Raw genomic sequence first — 16,425 nt, 5'->3', positions numbered from 1 at the left:
GACCACGCAGTATAGGGAGACGCGCCAGGCGTGTCGATGACGTTTCCGTTCAAGACCGGCGCGCGACGACTGCGGACAATGCATCGCATGAATACGCGAACCGACACCCGATGCCCATTCCATGCAGACGCGACATCGTCTGCGCCCGTTCGTCATCCGCCCGGCGTGTGGCCGCCGGGGCCCCGTGCCGGGCTGACAGGCTGGGGCCTGCTGCGCAGCATGTCGCGCGACCTGATCGGCACGCTCGCCGGCTGGCAACAGCAGTTCGGCGACGTCGTGCACCTGCGCATGTGGCCCGAGCATGCGGTCGTCGTGACCGACCCGCAGCTCGTGCGCGAACTGCTGGTCACGCATCACGACGCGCTGGCGAGATGGGAGCGCGGCATGCGGGTGTTTGCGCAGGTCCATGGACACAGCGTGCTGATTGCCGAGGGCGACGCGTGGCGCGACAAGCGGCACGCGCTTCAGCCGGCATTCATGCCGAAGGCGGTCCAGGGCTTTGTCCCGACGATCGCGGCGGCGGCCGGCCATGCGCTCGGGCAGTGGCCTGCGCACGATCCGCACTGGCCGGTCGAAAGCGCGCTCACGTCCCTCGCGATGGACGTGATCGTCCGAACGATGTTCTCCGACGTGATCGGCGACCTCATCGGCGACGACACGCGCGCCGCGGAGGAGGCCGTGCGCACCGTGAGCGAGGCGGCCAACGCGGAGTTCTACCAGCCGGTGACCGCGCCGGACTGGATGCCGTGGAAGCGCCGCAAGGCGCGGGCGATGGCGGTGCTGAACGAACTGATCGACCGTCAGTTGCACGCGCGTCTCGATTTGCCGGACAGCCGGTGGCCCGACGACCTGCTGTCGCGGCTGTTGCGGCTGCACCGGGAAGACGTGCGGGCCTGGCCATTGCAGGCGGTGCACGACGAATGCATGACGGCATTCCTGGCCGGGCACGAAACGACGGCGGCCGGGCTCACCTGGTGGACGTGGTGCATGGCCGCGAATCCTTTGGCCCAGGCGGCCGCGCGAGACGAGGTCGAGCGCGTGTTGCGCGGCCGCGCGCCGACCGCGGAGACCCGGCCGTTGCTGCCGTACCTGACGCAGACGCTCGAGGAGACGTTGCGCCTGTATCCGTCGGCGCCGATCCTGATCAGCCGTCGCGCGACGCGGCCGATCGCATTGGGTGCATGGCAACTGCCTGCGCGGACATTGTTCATGCTGCCGCTGCAGCTGATGCATCGCGACGCGAGATGGTTCCCGGAACCGGGCACGTTCCACCCGCAGCGTTTCGCCGCCGACGCGCCGGCCATTCCGCGCGGCGCGTACATGCCGTTCGGCACGGGCCCGCGTGTCTGTCTCGGTCAGCATCTCGCGCTGACCGAGATGACCGTGATCGCCGCGATGGTGCTGCAGCGATTCGTGCTGTCGGCACCGGCCGGCATGGCGGCGCCGCGTGCGGTGCTGAACGTCACCTTGCGGCCGGATCAGCCACTGCATCTTGCGATCGACGCGGTCGATTCCCGCATGTCATGACAGCGTGGCCGTGCCGGCGCGAAATGCGACGCGCATGGAGGCGGCCTGCCGGGGGCGCGTTGCTTGTTGTCGCGGATCGTCGCTGTCGGGCAGAGGATGACGCGGCGCAGCGAACCTAGACCGTCGCGACCAGCAGTTCCTCGGCGTTGTTCGGCGGGCGCAGGCCGTCCGTCCTGCCGGAAAAATAGCGCTGCGTCAGCTGCGCCGCGGAAACGTGCCGCGCGTCGCCAAAACCCGTCTCGCGGACGAGCGCGGCGATCTCGGGCGGCGTATAGAAGCTGATGAACGGCGTGCCGCTCGCGCGCGCTCCCTTCGCGGCCATCTCGAGCCCGGGGCGCACGTCGGGGTCCGCGTGTTCCAGCGGCAGCAGGAATGTCATCGCGAACATCGATCCCGGCGCGAGCGCCGCGACGTCGCGCAGCGTGGCTGCGTTCGCTTCGTGGGTCAGATACATGCTGACGCCGGTGGAGACGACGATCGCCGGCTTGCCGCTGTCGAAGCCGGCGGCCGCGAGTGCGTCGCGCCACGATCCGCCCGCTTCGAAATCGACGGGGACGAAGCGCAGCCAGTCCGGAACGCCGAAGCCCAGTTCGACGAGGCGCTGCCGCTTCCACGCCTGCGGGCCCGGCCGGTCGACCTCGAACACATGGAGACCCGACGCGACGTCGGGCCGGCGCTGCGCGAAGCTGTCGAGGCCGGCGCCGAGGATCACGTACTGGGTCGTCCCGCGCGCGGCCTGTTCGACGACGAGATCCTCGATGAACCGGGCGCGGGCCACGATCGACGCGCGGAACGGGCGGGTGAACTGCGGATCCATGTCGCCGCGCTGCTGCCAGCCCGGTTCGGGCGCGAGCAACCGGAGGCCGATGTCGTCCTCCAGCACGGGCGGACGCGCATCGATTTCGGCATGCAGCGCCCGCCACAGCGCGACCCGCGCTGCGGTGCTGTCCGGCGAGATTTCGTGACTGTCGCTCATGATCGTGGCCTCATTGCCCGAAATTGGCGTGGGTGGTCAGGAACACGGCTTCGATACCCTCGGCTTTCATGTCACTTCTCCTTTTTGGCCAATGTCAGCGAGGATAGTGTGTTTTTCGGCAGTGCAACGGGTCGCATGCGGTGCGTAGCGGCCATCACGACGCGTCTTGTTCCCCCAACGCCTGAATGAACCGCGAAAACAGCTCCGGCTGCGACGAGATCCCGAGCTTCGCGTACAGATGCCGCCGGTGCACCTTCACGGTTTCAGGCGAAATCGCGAGCCGTTCGGCGATCGCCTTCGACGAATTGCCGCGCAGCACCATCCTCGCAATCGCCATCTCGCGCTCGGTCAGCAGGTCGGCCCCGAACCGCGCGAGCGCCTGCTCGACGCGCGCGCCGAGATCGCTGTCGGGCGCCGTGCGCGCGGCATCGCCGACGAGCTTCCAGTGCTGGCGTATCGTCGCGAGCACCCACGGCATCGCGGCCGTCAGCTTGCCGAGCGGCTCGACGTCGAAGCGGGCCGCGGCGCCGAGCGACAGCGACAGCAGCGTATCCGGATGCGGCCGCACCAGGATCTGGATCTCGTCGTCGCCGACGGCGTCGCGGAAATAGCTGAGGAAATACTCGCTCTGCCGGAACAGGTCCGGCGCGACTTCCTCGAGCCGGTAACAGCCGTCTGCGAGCCCGTCATGCGCGGCCTGCAGAAACGGATCGAGCAGATATAACCCGTTCAGGTAGAGCGCTACCGGCGACGGCTTGTCCGTCCCGCCCGTGTCGTACTCTTCGAGCACGACCGGCACGCCGTCGCGGCCGGTCGCGGTCGCGAGCGCGTTGTCGAACGGCGCCATCTCGTTGAGCAGCAGCACCAGAAAGCGCCAGAAACGCGGCTGACCGAGATGATCGATCGCGCGGCCGAGCGCCTGGTGCATCGCGATTTCCGAAAACAGTCGATCCATACCACCACCGGAAGGGCGTAACACGAAGGGGGAATAGCGGTCCTGAAATTGGCTTCCTAGACTGCGACTCAATCTGGTGGGCCCGAGTATGGGCGTTCAAAAAAGCGGAGCAAAGGAGAGCGAAATGGCGATGATGTCGGATTCGACAGGGGCGATGCAAGCGGCGCCCGCAACAGGCGATGCGCCGCGCGCGCTCGCGCAGACGCTCAGCGTGCGCGACGTGGTGATGATCACCGTGTCGGGCGTGACCCCCGCGAGCTCGATCTTCGTGATCGCGCCGTTCGCGATCCAGCAGGCCGGCAGCGGCGCGGTGCTGTCGTTCCTGCTCGGCGGCGTGCTCGCCCTGGCGTTTGCGTTGTGCTACGCCGAACTCAGCGCCGCGCACCGCAGCGCGGGCGGCGAATACGTGATGGCGAAGCGCGTGTTCGGCACGCTGCCCGGCTACCTGACGTTCATCGCGGTGCTGGCCGTCAGCGTGTTCATTCCGGCCGTGCTCGCGAGCGGCGCCGCGCCGTACCTGAACAATGCGCTCGGCACGCACTTCAGCAACCAGTCGGTCGCGTTGACGATCGTGCTGCTCAGCTACGTGCTCGGCATGCTGAACATCAAGACGAACGCGTGGATCACCGGCGCGTTCCTCGTCGTCGAGATCAGCGTGCTGATGCTGATCGCGGGGCTCGGCTTCGGCTCGCCGCATCGCGGCGCCCAGGCGCTGATCGCGCCGCTCGTCGTGAGCGGCAATGCGCTCGTGCCGGCGACGCTCGCCGCGATCGTGCCCGCGATCGGCACGGCGATCTTCTGCTACAACGGCTTCGGCGCGGCCGCGTATCTCGCGGAAGACCTGCGCGGCGGCAACCGCAACGTCGCGAAGGCGGTCATCTATTCGCTGCTCGTGGTCCTCGTCGTCGAGCTGATTCCGCTGACGGCGATCGTGCTCGGCGCGCCGTCGCTGACGGAGCTGTCGAAGAGCGCCGACCCGATCGGCTATGTCGTGCGCTCGCTCAGTGATCCTGCCGTGTCGCGTGTCGTCAGCGGCGGGATCTTCCTGTCGGTGTTCAACGCGATCATCGCGATCGTGATCACGATGGGGCGACTGCTGTACAGCAGCGGCCGGCACGCGCTGTGGTCGCGCGGCTGCAACCGCGCGTTTTCCGTGATCCATCCGCGCTTCGAGTCGCCGTGGCTCGCGACGCTCGCGCTCGCGGTGCCGTCGGCGGGGCTCGTGTTCGTGTCGAGCCTCGACGAGCTGACCGCGTTCACGGTCGACCTGCTGCTGCTGGTCTATCTCGTCGTCGGCCTCGCCGCGCTCGCGAGTCGCCTCGTGCGCCGCGACGTGGCGCATCATTACCGGATGCCGCTCTGGCCGGTGACGCCGCTCGTCGCGGTGGCGGGCGCCGCGTACACGCTCTATACGACGTTGGCGGCCTCGACGAAGCCGACCGACCTTTACATCATCGCGGGGCTGTTCGTCGCCGCACTCGCGATGTATGCGATGTGGGCGCGCCACAGCGACGCGTTCCGCACACTTTGACGAACGATCGAACTACGGGAGGATTTGCATCATGCGCACGAGGGATCTCGGCATCCGCATCGGCCTCGGCACGCCGGGCCGCTTCAACGCGATCACCGACGTCGCGGGCGTGCGGGTCGGGCACTGCACGCTGAATGTCGACGCCGGCGACGCGTCGATCCGCACCGGCGTGACGACCATCGAGCCGCGCGCGGGCGCCGCGCACGACGCGCCGTGCTTCGCGGGCGTGCACGTGCTGAACGGCAACGGCGACGCGACAGGCCTCGAATGGATCCGCGAGGCGGGGCTGCTGTCGACGCCGATCGCCTATACGAACACGCACAGCGTCGGTGTGGTGCGCGACGCACTCGTCGCGATGGAGCGTGACGCCGCGCGCGATCGCGTGTACTGGTGCATGCCGGTCGTGATGGAAACCTACGACGGCCTGCTCAACGACATCTGGGGGCAACACGTGACGGCGTCGCACGTGCGCGGCGCGCTGGCCGCCGCCCGGTCGGGGCCGGTCGCGGAAGGTGGCGTCGGCGGCGGCACCGGGATGATCTGCCACGAGTTCAAGGGCGGCATCGGCACCGCGTCGCGCGTGCTCGGCGCCGATGCGGGCGGCTGGACGGTCGGCGCGCTCGTACAGGCGAACTACGGTGTGCGCGAGATGCTGCGCGTGGCCGGCTATCCGGTCGGCGACGTGCTGCGGCACGTGCATTCGCCATTCCGCGCGCCGGGCGCGCGGGGCGAGGCCGGCATGGGCTCGATCGTCGTCACGCTCGCGACCGATGCGCCGCTGCTGCCGCATCAGTGCACGCGCCTCGCGCAGCGCGCGAGCGTCGGGCTCGCCCGTGTCGGCGGCGGCACCGAGGACTCGAGCGGCGACATCTTCCTCGCATTCGCGACCGGCAATCGCGGCATACCCGCAGCGAACTACGGACGCAAAGGTGAACCGACGACGGATGTGCGGATGGTCAACAACGATCACATTTCCGCGCTGTTCGTCGCGGCGGCGGAGGCGGTCGAGGAAGCGATCGTGAATGCGCTCGTCGCGGCGAGCGACGTCGCATCGCGTGGGGCGCGGGTCGAAGCGCTCGGAACGGCGCGCTTGCTCGATGCGCTGCGTGAAGTCGGCTGGCGACCGGGGCGGGGCGGGTGAAACGGAGCGCGCCGCTTCAGGCGAAGCGGCGCGTACAGGGGCGGAGCGGCGAACCGGTGGGTCGTTGCCTGCCCGCGTACCCGAGAAGGGCGCTGCGGGCTCGGCCGTCGCGACGCGGCATCATGCTAAGGCCTGTTCCCGCTAATAACGGGCTTGCGCTGGCCGCCAGAAGGGCCGATCGCCGCGTCATGCTCCTTGCGAATACGCCCGGTATTCGCTGCGTCCCATTCCTTGCGCTCGGCCCTTCTGGCGGCCAGCCCCGCGAAGGTATTTTTGAAATCAGGGGAACGTGCCTTGCCGGCCGCATTGCGGCGTCGCGCGTCGCTTGTTTGGCTCGGCCAAACGGCGCTCCGTGCTCCTTGCACGCGCCCGAAGGAAGTCCCCTTGGGGGACGACCGGCAAGGTACGTTCGCAAGCCCGTTATTAGCGGGAACAGGCCTTAGCTGCCGAAGTAGACGTTGCAGAAGCTCACCGGACCGACGCAGGCGTTCTGGTCTTCGTCATTCGATTGCGCGCGGTCGACGCGGCCTGCGGCCTGGACGGCCTCGGCGCGGTTCGCCTGTTGCTGTGCCGGGTCGGCCGGCGCCGGTTGTGCGTGAGCGACGGCGGCGGTCAGCGACAGGGCAACGAGGGCGAGGTGCAGCGGCTTCATTTCAGTTTCTCCTGGGTGGTGACCAGTCTTGCTGGCAGTGATGAAACTATAGGCTCGTACTGCTTATGGATTAATCACCGCGCAAGGAGAGCTTATTTGCATCCGCAACAAGGATCGTTCGCCGACCACGTTCAATGGCGTTCAACGGCGATGCCGGTTGAACGGCGCATCCTTGTCGAGCAGCGCGCTGCGCATGAAGTGCAGGCAGCCGACGATGCGCTGCATCCGGCGACGCTCGTCGGGCACCGCATGCCACGCATGCAGCGTGTGCTGCGCCGCGCGGATCGCGAGGTTCACCGATTTCAGCGTGCGTGCGTGATGGCTCGGCGACGGGTCGTCGAAGAAGCGCGGCAGTTCGTGCAGCACCGTGTCGACCGAGCCGGTCCAGCGCAGCGTCTGCGGCGGTTTCGATGCGCAGAAGGCTTGCAGTTCGTCGCGCAGGTCGATCACCGCGTGTCCGACCTCGAGCGTCGCGAGCATCCAGCGCAGCGCATCGCGGTGCTGGCGCGTACGCCGCACGAGCAGCGTGCGCAGCTGCGCCATCAGGTCGTGCGTGCTCGACTGGAAGCGCTGCGCAAGGCCGGCCGGCGCGCCTTCGCACGCGAGCGTCACCTGGCAGCGCAAGTCGTGCGCGATGCGGCCCGTCAGCCACGGCATGTGAGTGGGGAACACCACCGCGAACACGATCGAGCACACGAGCATCGCGACGACGACGGCCAGCCCGTTGTTGATCAGCACCTCCGGCGTGTACGAGATCACGTTGTCGGGGCCCGCGAGCAGACAGAAGAACACCGCGAAGCCGATCCCGTAGCCGGACAACCCGGGCCGCATCGCGAGGAACGCGCCGAAGCCGAGCACCGGCGCGAGCGTCGCGCACAGCAAAGGAAGGCCGTCGATGTTCGGGTACACGTAGCACAGGAACAGGTAGCCGGCCAGGGTCGCGAATGCCGCACCGACGCCCATCTGCGCGACGAATTTCGGCGCGCGCGGCGACGTCGAGCTGAGCGCGCATGCGATTGCGGTGCCGATCACGGCGAGCGCACCGCTCGGCCATTGCGACGCGATCCAGAAGGCGCTCATCGCGCCCACCGCGACCACCGTGCGCAGGAACGCGAAGCTGATGAAGAACCGGTTGGTCTTCACCGCGTAGTGCGTGACGGTGCGCTCGAACGCATGATCATCCTGGTCGAGCGACGCGTAAGTATCCGCGTAGCCGAGGAACTCGCCGACGAATCGATACATCAGTTCGATCGCGGTGTCGTAGTCGAGCAGGCCGCCCGCCGCATGATCCTCGATCTCGCGGCGCGACGCGCGTGCGCCTTTCGGCAACGCCGTGTGAAAGCGCCGCAGGTCGAGCCGCGCGCCGGTCGCGCGGGCGGGGCCGTGCTGCAGTTCTTCGTGCAGCGCCGCGAGCCGTTGCGCGAGCGCGTCGATGTGCGGCGCGAGCGCGGCGAGGACCTCATCGGCATGTCCGGCGCGCAGGCGCTTGACGAGCTGGTGCAGCGCATGCAGTCGCGTGCACGCGTTCATGAACTCGCTGTTCAGCCGCGCGAGCCGGCGGCTGCGCGCACGAATGTGCGGATCCTCGAACGACGCGAACGCGCGGTTCGCCTCGAAGCCGACGATCTCGTCGACGAAATCGGCGAACCGGCGCTCGAATTCGCCGCGCTCGATGTTGCCCGCGAGCGCGTTGGCCGCGAACCCGGCGAACTTCGTGTGGCGCGCGCTCAGCGAGCGCATCAACGCCTTCGCCGAGCTGAGCGGCAAGATCAGCGCGCTGACGACGCCGGAGCAGACGATCCCGAGCGCGACTTCGGCGGCCCGCGTCAGCGCGGACTGGAACAGCGTCTGCGGCGTCATCACCGCGGGCAGCCCGATCAGCGCGGCCGTATAGCCGGCGAGCACGAACCCGTACCAGCGGAAGTGGCGGTTGCGCACCGCGAGCGCGATGCAGCCGCCGATCCACAGCGTGATGCCGGCCATGTAGAGCTCGGGCTGCTGCGCGAACAAGCCGCCGAGCGCGAGCGCGGCGACGAGGCCCGCCGCGGTGCCGAGCACGCGATAAAAACTCTTCGCGAACACCATCCCGGACATCGGCTGCATCAGCACGAACACGGTCGTCATCGCGGTGCGCGGCTGCGACATCTCGAGCCGCATCGCGATGCCCATCGCGAGCAGCGCCGCGAGCACGGTTTTCGCGAGGTGCAGCCAGATCAGCCCGTCGCTGGCGGCCCAGTCGCGCGCGGCCTTGCCGAGCGGATCGAGCCATCGCCCCCATCGTTGAAGTACGACGGAAGGTGAATCGATCGCAGGCTGTGGCTTCATGACTGGGGGCGGCGCGTGCGGTGCCGGGCGGCTCGCCGCGGCTTGTCCGAACGTGCCCGTTCGACTGGTGAGGCGCCGATTGTAGGAGCGTCTCGCATGCGCGTTAACGCAGCCACGGGGAAACGATAGTTGCAGCCAGCGTAACAATCCATCGCAGTTTGTGGAGGAAAATAGCGGCTCCTACACAGGTGATGCACAGGAATGGATACGCTTCAGAACATGCGGGTGTTTACGCGCGTCGTCGAGACGGGCAGTTTCACCGCGGCCGCGCAATCGCTGAATTCGACGACGGGCGCGATGTCGCGTGCGGTGTCGGAGCTCGAGGCGCGGCTGCGCACCCGCTTGATGAACCGTTCGACGCGCCGCCTCGCGCTGACGTCGGCCGGCGAGAGCTATCTGCGGCGCTGCCGGCAGATCCTTGCCGATGTCGACCGTGCGGAAGAAGAGGCGAGCTGCGCGCACGAGCGGCCGGCCGGCGTGATGCGCATGCGCAGCTTCGCAAGTGTCGGCCATCACTATGTGCTGCCCGCGCTGACGCGCTATCACGCGCAGTATCCGGAAGTGTCGATCGAGCTGTCGCTGTCGCAGCGGATGCCGGACCTGTTCGACGGCACGAGCGACATGGCGGTCGTCACGGCGTCGTCGCTGCCCGATTCGGAGCTCGTGTCCCATTTGCTCGGGTCGACGTTCAGCATCCTGTGCGCGTCGCCCGACTACGTGCGCCGGCATGGCACACCGTCCCGCCCGAGCGATCTCGGCGCGCACGCGTGCCTGACGCTGCGCACGCCCGCGTTCCCGACGCACGAATGGCTGCTCGAAGGGCCTGACGGCATCGAGCAGATCCACGTGACGGGGCCCGTGCAGACCAACACCGCCGAATCGCTTGCGCTTGCGATCCGCGACGGCATCGGCATCGGGATGCTGCCGCTGTATGCGGCGATCGACGCGCTGCACGAAGGCACGCTCGTGCGCGTGTTGCCGGAGCATATCCTGCAGAAGATGAACGTGTATGCGCTGTATCCGTCGCGCCGGTTCATCGATGCGAAAGTGCGGACCTGGGTCGAATTCCTGCGTGCGCAGGTGCCCGACATGATCGCGCGCGACGTCGAGATGCTGGCCGCGCTCGGCCGGGAACCGCAGGCCGCCTGAGTGGCGAGGCGTTGCCGCTTCGGCGGCCGCTTCAGCGCGCTATCGGCGCGCAACTTCATCAAATGCTTCTGATCCGATTCCTGATCGGCTTCAATCAGCTTCGATCGGGTGTCAATCAGGCTCGCCGCCCGCATGCTTCAGACCACGCATGCGGGCGGCTTTTGCCGTGTGCGACTCACAGGGCCGGCTTCGCTGCGACGCCGGTTTCGGCGCCCGGCGTACCGGCCGGACCGTATGCGGCTTCGGCGGCCTTGCGCGCGGCGAGCCGCTTCGCGGCAAGACGTTCCTGGGCGGCCATGATGTCGTCCGGGTAGTTGCCGGCGTCGCCGAGCGACGGGTTGTAGCCGACGGATTCGAGGTCATACAGTTCCTGCAGCACTTGCGCGCGCGTGACGGGCGACTTCGACGACTGGGCGAACGACAGGGCGGGTGCGGCGAGCAGGACGGCTGCAGCGGTGGCGACGACGAGCGATTTCACGATTTCCTCCGGGATATTCGGTGCGATTCGGCGATTAGCGAGTGATCCGAACCGTTGAGGCAAGTTTACGCAGCGGTGCATCGCGTAAAAACCCCGATTCCAGGCAGGCATCCTTCCAGAACGAACAACATTGGGCGGGCAACCGATGCACGTCGCGCGTGCTGCGTCGTTGCGCGCGCACCAAAAGAAAAACCCGCCTTCGCAGGCGGGTTTCGCGTGTCGGCAGGCAGCCGGGCGACGCAGCTCAGAAGCGCGTGCGCATGCCGATCGTGCCGACGATCTGGTTCGCGGTGCTCGATGCACCGCCGGACGTGTTGATGAACGCCTGATAGCCGCGGCCGGACGCATGCTGGTACATCGCTTCCGCGTACAGGTCGGTGCGGCGCGACAGCTTGTAGACGGCCTGCAGGTCGACCTGGTGCCACTTCGGATCGGTGCCGTGCTTGCTGTCCGGGTTCGACACGCTGGCGTCCGTGTACACGTACGCGGCGCCGAGGCTGACGGCCGGCGTCACCGCATAGCGGACGTTCACGTCGTAGTTGTTGAACGCGATCTGGCCGGTGGAGCCGAACGAGCCCGAGTTGTCGTATTGCGAGCGCATGTACACGAAGCCGACGGTGGCCGGGCCGAACACGTAGCTGACGCCGCCGCCGTACGAACGCATGCGGTCCGCGCCGATCGACCAGCCGCCCTGGCTCAGGCTCTTCGCTTCGGCGGTGTCGGTCGCGCCCGGGCTCGCGCTCGTCGAGCCCTTCGTGCCGTTCATCTGCAGGTACGCGCCGGCCACCTTCAGCGGGCCGTTCGCGTAGCTCGCCGCGATGCTGTACGCGCGGTTGCTGGCGAAATTCGTCGAGTTCGAGAAACCGTACAGCGCGCCGACCTTGAAGCCCGCGTACGTGTCGCTCGTGTACTTGACCGCGTTGTTGATGCGCAGCGAGTGGTTCAGGTTGTCGTTGTCGAACGGATGCGCGAAGCCCGTGTCGCCGAAGTCGCCCGACGTCGCCGACAGCGGCGCGACGAAGTCGACCATCGTGTCGTACTGGCGGCCGAGCGTCAGCGTGCCGTAGCCGCTCTGGCTCAGGCCGACGTATGCGTGGCGGCCGAACAGCTTGCCGTCCTGGCCGAGCGCGCCGTTGTTGACGTTGAAGCCGTTCTCGAGCACGAACAGCGCCTTCAGGCCGCCGCCGAGATCCTCGCTGCCCTTGAGCCCGAAGCGGCTGCCGTTGATCGTGCCGCTGGCCATGCGCCACTGGGAAGCGCCGCCCACATTGTTGGTGTAGGCGATGCCGGCGTCGATCAGGCCGTACAGCGTGACCGAGCTCTGCGCATGCGCGAGCGGGGCGAACAGGGCGGCGGTGGCTGCGCCGGCGACAAGGGTTTTTTTCACGTAATGGCTCCTGCGTGTGGGATTGCGAACAAGAAATTCGGCGCAAGTATAGGGACGCCTTCACGCGGAATCCGGCGGGGCGGCGCGAGCGCACCGTTGCAGAACCAGCAAGAGTGATTCACACCGTTGTCATATCGCGTGCGGCACGCCGGATGCCGGGCATCGGGCGCGCCGCCGATGCGGGTCGCGCGTGCGCTGCCACGCAGTGTTGTGGCGCGGCTGCAACATCCCGTGCGGCCGCGCCGGCAGTTGCTCGATGCCGCGCGCGCGCGGAGAATGGGCGCGTCACGCCATCGATCCGGAGACAGAAGATGACTACGCCGAGCCGCCGTCCGTCGATCAGTTCCGCCGTGTTCTATCGCGATCCGTGGGCCGCGCTCGACTGGCTCGAGCGTGCGTTCGGCTTCGAGCGCAGCATCGTCATCAGCACGCCGGACGGCAAGCTGTCGCATGCGGAATTCACGTTCGGCGACGGCACGGTGATGATCGGCGGCGAATGGGCGGATTTCGTGTCGAGCCCCGAGGGCGTCGGCGGCAAGAACACGCAGTGCGTGCATGTCCAACTGACCGGCGACCTCGACGCGCATTGCGCGCGTGCGCGGCAGGCCGGCGCGGTCATCCTGCAGGAGCCCGCCGACCAGTTCTACGGCGACCGTACCTATCGCGCACGCGATCCCGAGCAGCATGTGTGGACGTTCGGGCAGCAGGTGCGCATCGTGACGCGTGAAGAGGCTGTCGCGGCGACCGGGCTGAAGATCGACGGCTGGTCGTGACCGACGGCGCCGTCGCGCGCGATTTCCCCTTTCTTTCGAAACGAGCGTCCGGTGCGATGACGCACGGCCGCTTCATGCCAGGACCCGACATGAACCTGTTCAACGTACGTTTGCGTGGCCGCGACGGCCTCTTCACGATCGGCATCGATGCGGGCGTCATCGCGCGCATCGACGCGCAGCCGGCCCCGATCGCGCCGGCGAGCGGCGGCGACATCGACGCGGGCGGCCGTCTCGCGATCCCGCCGCTCGTCGAGCCGCACATCCATCTCGACGCGGTGCTCACCGCCGGCGAGCCGGCCTGGAACATGAGCGGCACGCTGTTCGAAGGGATCGAGCGCTGGGCCGAGCGCAAGGCGACGATCACGCACGACGACACGAAGACGCGTGCGCATGCGGCGATCGGCATGCTGCGGGATCACGGGATCCAGCACGTGCGCACCCACGTCGACGTGACCGATCCGTCGCTCGCCGCGCTGAAGGCGATGCTCGAGGTGAAGAACGAGGCGCGCGGCCTGATCGACCTGCAGATCGTCGCGTTCCCGCAGGAAGGGATCGAATCGTTCGACGGCGGCCGTGCGCTGATGGAGCAGGCGATCGACATGGGCGCGGACGTCGTCGGCGGCATTCCGCACTTCGAGAACACGCGCGAGCAGGGCGTCAGCTCGATCCGCTTCCTGATGGATCTCGCCGAGCGCACCGGCTGCCTCGTCGACGTGCATTGCGATGAAACCGACGATCCGCATTCGCGTTTTCTCGAGGTGCTCGCCGAGGAAACGCGCGTACGCGGAATGGGCGCGCGGGTGACCGCAAGCCATACGACCGCGATGGGCTCGTACGACAACGCGTATTGCTCGAAGCTGTTCCGGCTGCTCAAGCGCGCGGGGCTCAGCTTCGTCTCGTGTCCGACCGAGAGCATCCACCTGCAGGGGCGCTTCGACACGTTCCCGAAGCGGCGCGGCGTCACGCGCGTCGCGGAACTCGACCGCGCGGGCATCAACGTGTGCTTCGGGCAGGATTCGATCAAGGATCCGTGGTATCCGCTCGGCAACGGCAACATCCTGCGCGTGCTCGACGCGGGACTGCACATCTGCCACATGATGGGGTACGAGGACTTGCAGCGCTGCCTCGACTTCGTGACCGACCACAGCGCAACCGCAATGAATCTCGGCGAGCGCTACGGCATCGCGGTCGGCCGGCCCGCGAACCTCGTCGTGCTCGATGCGGACAGCGATTACGAAGCAGTGCGCCGTCAGGCGAAGGCGGCGCTGTCGATCCGCAGCGGGAAGGTGATCATGCGGCGGGAACCGGAGCGGATCGCCTATCCGGCGTGATCCTGAAGGGATCCCATTGCGCGGCGGCGAGGCCACCGGCGAGAAGCTCGCCGCCGCACGTGCAGACGCGTTTCATTCGCTCGACGCATGAGTTGATAAGAAAAATGCGTTTGTCTCATGGAGGCGGGCAGCCTAGGATGCCGGCTATTCACGGCGTGCGCGAAGCGCGCCGTCCTTGCCGCCTCTGCTCGCCGAATCCATGCGTCCCGACCTGCCATTCTCTCCTTCATCGTCGTTGCAGCCGACCGGCAGCCCGCTCGTCAAGCTCGCCGCCGTCACGGCGCTGACCGGCGTCGGCGCCGGGCTCGGCGGGATGTTGCTCGCGTTGCTGCTGCTCGAGTTCACGCGCGCGAGCCATGACTGTCTCGTGCCGATGCTGCTCGCGGTGGCCGGATCGATCGTCGCGTACCGCTGCGCCGAGCGCCATGCGCAGCGGTCGCGCGAACAGCTCGCCGACCTGCGCGCGATGGTGGACGAACGCGCCGCCGCGGCCCAATAGCGATCGCCGCCGTCAGTCTGGAGGCGCGGACGCATTGTCGATGGCGACGGCACGCCCGATCGCCGATACCTGCCCGGTTGCCGGAATTGAAGACGATGGCCGAACGCGTCTACGCCGAGTTGTCGCTGGCCCCGCATTCATCTGCATACGCGCACAGTGCTGAAGCGTGCGCGGCGCCCGACGGTGACGCCGGGCCCGCCGGCGACCCTCACCGCGCCGGTTGATCGGTGAGGGTTTGCAGGAACGCTTCGATATCCTTGATATCCTGCGCCGACATCGCGGGCGCGTCGCCGGCCTTGCGGTCGAACGGTGCATCGGTCACGTCGACGTTCGCGCGATACTTCGCCGGGATATCGTCGTACGCGTCGACCTTGCCGTCCGGGCCGCGCGGATAGAACTTCTCCGGTGCGATATTGCGCTCGTTGTAGAACGCCATCACCTGGTCCAGCGAGTGGAACACGCCGTTGTGGAAGAACACGTGGCGGGTTGCCGCGTTGCGCAGCGTCGGCGTGAGGAACATCCCGCAATACTGCGTCTGGTCCTTCAGGTCCTCGCGGAACGGCCCGCACAGCCCGAGGTCGTGAAACGCCGGGTCGCGGTTCTGCGCGAGCAGGCGGTTGCGCGGCGCGCCCAGCGCTTCGTACTGGAAGTCGGTGAACATCGGCGGCAGCCCGTCCTTGCCTGGCTTCGACAGGTGGCAGCCCGCGCAATTCGCCTTCGCGGGATCGTTGAAGAGCCGCAGCCCGCGCAACTCCGCCTGCGTGAGGCGCGCGCGGCCTTCGAGCCAGCGGTCGTACTTGCTGTCGTACGGGTGGAACGACGGATCCTCGACCTGATAGCGCGCGATCGCGAACATCGCCTCGGATACCGCGAGCTGCGCGCGGTCGAACACGCGCGGCCCGAACAGCTGCATGAACTGCGCACGGTGCGACGACTGCGCGAGCTTGTGCGCGACGTCGTCGACGCTCGCATTCGCCATCTCGACCGGATTCAGCAGCGGGCCGAACGCCTGCTGCTGCAGCGTATCCGCGCGGCCGTCCCAGAACATCCCGCCTTGGGGCACGAGCTGCGGCGCGGCCGCGGTGCCGGCCACCTTCTGCTCCTTCACGACGCCCGCCGCCGACGCGGCCTGCTGCGCGACGCTCGCCGCGTCGTCGTTCTCGCTCGTATCCGGGCCGATGCTGAAGTTCGGCTGCCGGTACAGGTACATCAGCGACGGCGGCGGCCGGTAGCCGTGCAGCGTCATCGCGATGCCGCCCGGCTGGACTTCGAGTGCGTTCGGCGGGCCGTACGCATGATCAGGGCTGTGGCACGACGCGCACGACTGCTTGCCGGACGCCGACAGCGCCGGATCGAAGAACAGCGCGCGGCCGAGTTGCGCGACCGCGGACAGCGGCGCGGCAGTCGGGCGCTGCAGCACGATCGGGTGCGGGTTCGCGCCGGTCCAGTCCTCGACGAGGGTGCCGACCGCGGCGGGCGTGTGCGCCGGAAACGCGATCGCGAACGCGGCGTAGCCGAGCACGCCGGCGCCGAGCGCGAGCGCCGCGCGGCGCAGGAAGCGAGAAGGGCGGCGCAGTGCGGCGGCGCCGGTATCGGACGCACCGGGCGGAGGGAAGGCGGGACGGGCGGTCATGCGGTCCAGGTTGAAGTCGGGCGCCGCCGAAGCGGCGCGTTGAAACGGAAACGGCCGGCGCGTCGCGC

14 protein-coding genes are annotated in these 16,425 nt (G+C 68.0%); 7 read left to right on the top strand and 7 right to left on the bottom strand.

The features are described from left to right. Nucleotides 1–87 precede the first annotated feature (87 nt). Complete coding sequence (locus ACV229_RS01875; RefSeq protein WP_448081413.1) at nt 88–1,527, top strand: cytochrome P450; 1,440 nt, start codon at nt 88–90, stop codon at nt 1,525–1,527. Between the two features lie 115 nt (nt 1,528–1,642). Here the strand turns inward: ACV229_RS01875 and ACV229_RS01870 are convergent, their stop codons facing one another. After that, the gene (locus ACV229_RS01870) at nt 1,643–2,503 is read right to left on the bottom strand and encodes a class I SAM-dependent methyltransferase (RefSeq protein ID WP_448081412.1); all 861 of its coding nucleotides are present in this window, start codon (nt 2,501–2,503) and stop codon (nt 1,643–1,645) included. A 154-nt stretch (nt 2,504–2,657) separates the two neighbouring features. Continuing rightward, a complete protein-coding gene (locus ACV229_RS01865) occupies nt 2,658–3,458 on the bottom strand; it encodes a helix-turn-helix transcriptional regulator (RefSeq protein ID WP_448081411.1) in 801 nt (266 codons plus the stop codon). A 124-nt stretch (nt 3,459–3,582) separates the two neighbouring features. On the opposite strand from ACV229_RS01865, the gene ACV229_RS01860 reads away from it, so the two are divergent. Beyond that, nucleotides 3,583–4,989, top strand: coding sequence for an APC family permease (locus ACV229_RS01860; protein ID WP_448081410.1), 1,407 nt, complete (start codon nt 3,583–3,585; stop codon nt 4,987–4,989). Nucleotides 4,990–5,020: 31 nt separating this feature from the next. Continuing rightward, complete coding sequence (locus ACV229_RS01855; RefSeq protein WP_448081409.1) at nt 5,021–6,130, top strand: DmpA family aminopeptidase; 1,110 nt, start codon at nt 5,021–5,023, stop codon at nt 6,128–6,130. 439 nt (nt 6,131–6,569) lie between these two features. On the opposite strand, the gene ACV229_RS01850 is transcribed toward ACV229_RS01855, so the two are convergent. Both ACV229_RS01850 and ACV229_RS01845 read right to left on the bottom strand, forming a co-directional pair. Further along, nucleotides 6,570–6,782 carry a hypothetical protein gene (locus ACV229_RS01850; RefSeq protein ID WP_448081408.1) on the bottom strand — a complete coding sequence of 71 codons (213 nt, stop codon included), beginning with the start codon at nt 6,780–6,782 and terminating at the stop codon, nt 6,570–6,572. A gap of 141 nt (nt 6,783–6,923) precedes the next feature. Continuing rightward, complete coding sequence (locus ACV229_RS01845) at nt 6,924–9,107, bottom strand: FUSC family protein (protein ID WP_448081407.1); 2,184 nt, start codon at nt 9,105–9,107, stop codon at nt 6,924–6,926. Nucleotides 9,108–9,308: 201 nt separating this feature from the next. Between ACV229_RS01845 and ACV229_RS01840 the strand changes: the two genes are divergently transcribed. Further along, the gene (locus ACV229_RS01840) at nt 9,309–10,256 is read left to right on the top strand and encodes a LysR family transcriptional regulator (protein ID WP_448081406.1); all 948 of its coding nucleotides are present in this window, start codon (nt 9,309–9,311) and stop codon (nt 10,254–10,256) included. A 175-nt stretch (nt 10,257–10,431) separates the two neighbouring features. Here ACV229_RS01840 and ACV229_RS01835 read toward each other — a convergent pair whose 3' ends face one another. Together ACV229_RS01835 and ACV229_RS01830 are read right to left on the bottom strand one after the other, a co-directional pair. Then, on the bottom strand, nt 10,432–10,734 hold the full coding sequence (locus ACV229_RS01835) for a DUF4148 domain-containing protein (RefSeq protein WP_448081405.1): 303 nt from the start codon (nt 10,732–10,734) through the stop codon (nt 10,432–10,434). Nucleotides 10,735–10,978: 244 nt separating this feature from the next. Beyond that, entirely contained in the window at nt 10,979–12,121 is a 1,143-nt protein-coding gene (locus ACV229_RS01830) for a porin (RefSeq protein ID WP_448081404.1), read from the bottom strand. Between the two features lie 311 nt (nt 12,122–12,432). Between ACV229_RS01830 and ACV229_RS01825 the strand changes: the two genes are divergently transcribed. The 3 genes from ACV229_RS01825 (at nt 12,433) to ACV229_RS01815 (ending at nt 14,724) form a co-directional block, all read left to right on the top strand. Next, on the top strand, nt 12,433–12,894 hold the full coding sequence (locus tag ACV229_RS01825) for a VOC family protein (protein WP_448081403.1): 462 nt from the start codon (nt 12,433–12,435) through the stop codon (nt 12,892–12,894). Nucleotides 12,895–12,983: 89 nt separating this feature from the next. Next, nucleotides 12,984–14,225, top strand: coding sequence for a cytosine deaminase (gene codA / locus ACV229_RS01820; RefSeq protein WP_448081402.1), 1,242 nt, complete (start codon nt 12,984–12,986; stop codon nt 14,223–14,225). A 199-nt stretch (nt 14,226–14,424) separates the two neighbouring features. Continuing rightward, entirely contained in the window at nt 14,425–14,724 is a 300-nt protein-coding gene (locus tag ACV229_RS01815) for a hypothetical protein (RefSeq protein ID WP_448081401.1), read from the top strand. Between the two features lie 208 nt (nt 14,725–14,932). Here the strand turns inward: ACV229_RS01815 and ACV229_RS01810 are convergent, their stop codons facing one another. After that, nucleotides 14,933–16,357, bottom strand: coding sequence for a cytochrome-c peroxidase (locus ACV229_RS01810; protein ID WP_448081400.1), 1,425 nt, complete (start codon nt 16,355–16,357; stop codon nt 14,933–14,935). Nucleotides 16,358–16,425 lie beyond the last annotated feature (68 nt).

Source organism: Burkholderia sp. MR1-5-21, from assembly GCF_053427715.1.
Note: the sequence above shows the minus strand (reverse complement) of the source record. Positions and strands in the feature narration are given on the sequence as shown.

Coding starts and splice junctions, on each gene's coding strand:
- ACV229_RS01870 (WP_448081412.1), bottom strand. CDS start 2,503: ATGAGCGACAGTCACGAAATCTCGCCGGACAGCACCGCAGCGCGGGTC.
- ACV229_RS01875 (WP_448081413.1), top strand. CDS start 88: ATGAATACGCGAACCGACACCCGATGCCCATTCCATGCAGACGCGACA.
- ACV229_RS01840 (WP_448081406.1), top strand. CDS start 9,309: ATGGATACGCTTCAGAACATGCGGGTGTTTACGCGCGTCGTCGAGACG.
- ACV229_RS01815 (WP_448081401.1), top strand. CDS start 14,425: ATGCGTCCCGACCTGCCATTCTCTCCTTCATCGTCGTTGCAGCCGACC.
- ACV229_RS01860 (WP_448081410.1), top strand. CDS start 3,583: ATGGCGATGATGTCGGATTCGACAGGGGCGATGCAAGCGGCGCCCGCA.
- codA (WP_448081402.1), top strand. CDS start 12,984: ATGAACCTGTTCAACGTACGTTTGCGTGGCCGCGACGGCCTCTTCACG.
- ACV229_RS01850 (WP_448081408.1), bottom strand. CDS start 6,782: ATGAAGCCGCTGCACCTCGCCCTCGTTGCCCTGTCGCTGACCGCCGCC.
- ACV229_RS01865 (WP_448081411.1), bottom strand. CDS start 3,458: ATGGATCGACTGTTTTCGGAAATCGCGATGCACCAGGCGCTCGGCCGC.
- ACV229_RS01825 (WP_448081403.1), top strand. CDS start 12,433: ATGACTACGCCGAGCCGCCGTCCGTCGATCAGTTCCGCCGTGTTCTAT.
- ACV229_RS01845 (WP_448081407.1), bottom strand. CDS start 9,107: ATGAAGCCACAGCCTGCGATCGATTCACCTTCCGTCGTACTTCAACGA.
- ACV229_RS01855 (WP_448081409.1), top strand. CDS start 5,021: ATGCGCACGAGGGATCTCGGCATCCGCATCGGCCTCGGCACGCCGGGC.
- ACV229_RS01810 (WP_448081400.1), bottom strand. CDS start 16,357: ATGACCGCCCGTCCCGCCTTCCCTCCGCCCGGTGCGTCCGATACCGGC.